2 protein-coding genes are annotated in these 2,896 nt (G+C 53.3%); both read right to left on the bottom strand.

What is annotated here, in order from left to right:
* Positions 1 to 196: 196 nt before the first annotated feature.
* On the bottom strand, positions 197 to 1,924 hold the full coding sequence (locus tag POG22_RS16635) for a succinate dehydrogenase/fumarate reductase flavoprotein subunit (protein WP_063718014.1): 1,728 nt from the start codon (positions 1,922 to 1,924) through the stop codon (positions 197 to 199).
* A 269-nt stretch (positions 1,925 to 2,193) separates the two neighbouring features.
* Positions 2,194 to 2,508, bottom strand: a complete 315-nt coding sequence (locus POG22_RS16630) for a hypothetical protein (RefSeq protein ID WP_063718012.1) — start codon at positions 2,506 to 2,508, stop codon at positions 2,194 to 2,196.
* Positions 2,509 to 2,896 lie beyond the last annotated feature (388 nt).

The raw sequence follows: 2,896 nt of genomic DNA, 5'->3' as shown, positions 1-2,896 counted from the left end.
TTACTATGCAAGAAATCGCTGAAACCCTTACAGGGCAAGAGTTTTTGTTAAACTGTATAAAAAGTTAGCTCAAATCGCGAAATTCCTTTCCAGATATAGGCTACAAGCATTTACCCTACACACCAAGGTCGGAAGAGCCATCAAACGCAGATTACGATTTTAACAAATTGGAATAAAAAACAGTTTCAAATACCCTTTAATACTTCCGTTCCTGCGGCTCGAACATTCCTAAATTTACGGGCATTTCAGCAATATCGATTCCCGCAGGAGAATAATACGCCAACGTATGTTTGAGGAAATTTTCGTCGTCACGACTGGGGTAGTCTTCCCGAAAATGCGCCCCGCGACTTTCGCGACGGTTGGCGGCGGAAGTCAGGATGGTTTTCGCCACGACGACGAGGTTCCGCAACTCCAACGCTTCGACGATTTCAGTATTCCACAACGTCCCGCGATCGCCGAGATACACCTGTTGCGTTTGCCGCTCGATTTCCTCGAGTTTCTCTAACCCCTGCTGCATCAATGCTTCGCTGCGGAACACACCGCAGTATTCCGTCATGCAATCTTGCAAAGCTTGGCGAACGGGGTGGATGCGGTACTCGCCCGATCGCTCCAGTAACTCCCGAATTCGCTGTTTGGCATCCTCTACATACTTCCCTTCGTCCACATCGGGCAACTTGCGATTTTGCACGTCTTGCGCGATGGACGCTCCCGTGATTTTGCCGTACACGACGCATTCGAGAAGGGAATTACTGCCTAAGCGGTTTGCGCCGTGAACTGACACGCAGGCACATTCCCCAGCGGCGTAAAACCCTTCGATTAACCCGTCGGCACTGCTGCGAACCTGTCCTCGGGTGTTCGTGGGAATGCCCCCCATAGAATAGTGCGCCGTCGGACGCACGGGCATCGGTTCGTTAACGGCATCGACACCGACGAGACGATGGGCTTCTTCCCAACAGAAGGGAACCCGACTCATAATCTTTTCTCGCCCCATGTGGCGCAAATCCAAATGGACGAAGGGGCCGCCCGCACTTCCATCGGGACGCACACCTCGCCCTTGACGAATTTCGGTGGCGATCGCCCGCGACGTAATGTCCCGAGGTGCCAGTTCCATCTTACTCGGGGCGTAGTTTTCCATAAAGCGATCGCCGTTGGCGTTGCGGAGATACGCTCCTTCTCCCCGTACCGCCTCGGAAATCAACACGCCAACCGGATACAACCCCGTCGGGTGAAACTGCACGAATTCCATATCTTCGAGAGGAACCCCAGCGATCGCCGCCATCGCTAAACCGTCCCCCGTCGAGGCAAAATCGTTAGAAGTGGTATTGAAGGCGCGTCCGTAACCCCCCGTGGCAAACATCACCGCTTTGGCGCGAACCACCTCGATCTGTCCGTCTTCAATGCGGTACATCACCACCCCTTTGGCTTCACCGTCTTCGACGATGGGGCGCATCACGTACCATTCATCGTAAATCGTGACACCGTAGCGACGCAGGTTGTTGACCAATTCGTGGAGGATCGCGTGTCCGGTTTTGTCGGCGGCGTAACAGGTGCGGCGATAGGAATGTCCGCCAAAGGGTCGTTGGGCGATGCGTCCGTCTTCGAGGCGAGAAAACAAGACGCCCATATGCTCGAGATCGATGACGACGTTGGGGGCTTCCTGTGTCAGACGTGCTACGGCGTCTTGATCGGCGAGATAGTCGGAACCCTTCACCGTATCGAAGGCGTGGGCTTCCCAGTTGTCGTCAGAATCGACGTTTTTCAGCGTTGCGGCGATGCCTCCTTGGGCGGCGACGGAGTGCGATCGAATCGGATGCGTTTTCGCGACGACGGCAACGTTTAAACTGGGATCGGTGCGGGCGATTTCTACAGCAGCGCGGCTTCCGGCGAGTCCGCCACCCACGATAATAACGTCGTGTTGGAACATGGTTTCTGGCAAGGGGGAGGGGGAGAAGGGGAGAAGGGGAGAAGGGGAGAGGGGGAGAGCCTTGCGGCTTCTAGCCTTCACTCTCAGTTGGAGTTATTTTACCCTCCTCTTGTACAGCGAGCAGCGAACAGCGAACAGTCAAAAGTGTTTCATCAGTTACCAGTCACCAGTGGGGACAGTTAACAGGTAACAGTTTCTTCCTTCTCCCTTGCTCCCCTGCCCCCTTGCTTCCCTGCCCCCTTGCTTCCCTGCCACCTTGCTCCCTTGCTTTAACCCGCAGCCTGAGCGGGGTTCTGACGGGCGGAACGATTTGCTCCGATTTTCGCTTTCTCTTCGGCGGGATCGACTGCGTTGACTTCAATGTGGTTGAGTAGCGTCGTGACGAAGGCAAACAGTAGAAATGGCAGAGACAAGACGACGATGAGTCCCACTGTCAGCAAGGCGTACATTTGACGAGCGGTACTCCACAGTGCCAGAGCCGAAGCTAAACTGAGGAAAATGACAATGAGCCAGATAATAATTTGACCGTAGATGTCGCCAAACGTCAGGGTACAGCGAATCCGATATTTTTCTAACTTTTCCATAGGACAATATGACCGCGTGTCGTAGTTGTTTCTACGTTAAGCGGATTCTCGGGTTCTGCAAGGTTTCTTTAATATTTTTAAAGAGAGCGATCGCCCGTTCGAGTGAAAAGCAACGAAAGACTGACGGTTTGCTCTCTCGAGACTTTAAATAACGTTACAAATTGAGATATATCGAGAAAAAATAGATCGAAAAATAAGAGACGCAGAGCGATCGACGCGCCTCTCAACTTCCTCGAATTCAGACTTTTTGACGCTCTCCCCCCAACCCTAGCGGATATGGTCGGAGATTCCTGTTTCACTGGCTCATGCCTAGATAAACGAGCCAGCCCGAATACCCCCGGTCAGAACGCCTTCACAGGCTGTTTGTTTAACGTCCACGATGCGCCCC

The organism is Geitlerinema sp. CS-897 (assembly GCF_028368005.1).
GTDB classification, from domain to species: domain Bacteria; phylum Cyanobacteriota; class Cyanobacteriia; order Cyanobacteriales; family Geitlerinemataceae; genus Baaleninema; species Baaleninema simplex.
This window is presented reverse-complemented; position numbering and strand designations above follow the sequence as displayed.

Excerpts from the sequence above, each read along its gene's own strand:
- POG22_RS16635 (WP_063718014.1), bottom strand. The coding sequence starts at position 1,924 with ATGTTCCAACACGACGTTATTATCGTGGGTGGCGGACTCGCCGGAAGC.
- POG22_RS16630 (WP_063718012.1), bottom strand. The coding sequence starts at position 2,508 with ATGGAAAAGTTAGAAAAATATCGGATTCGCTGTACCCTGACGTTTGGC.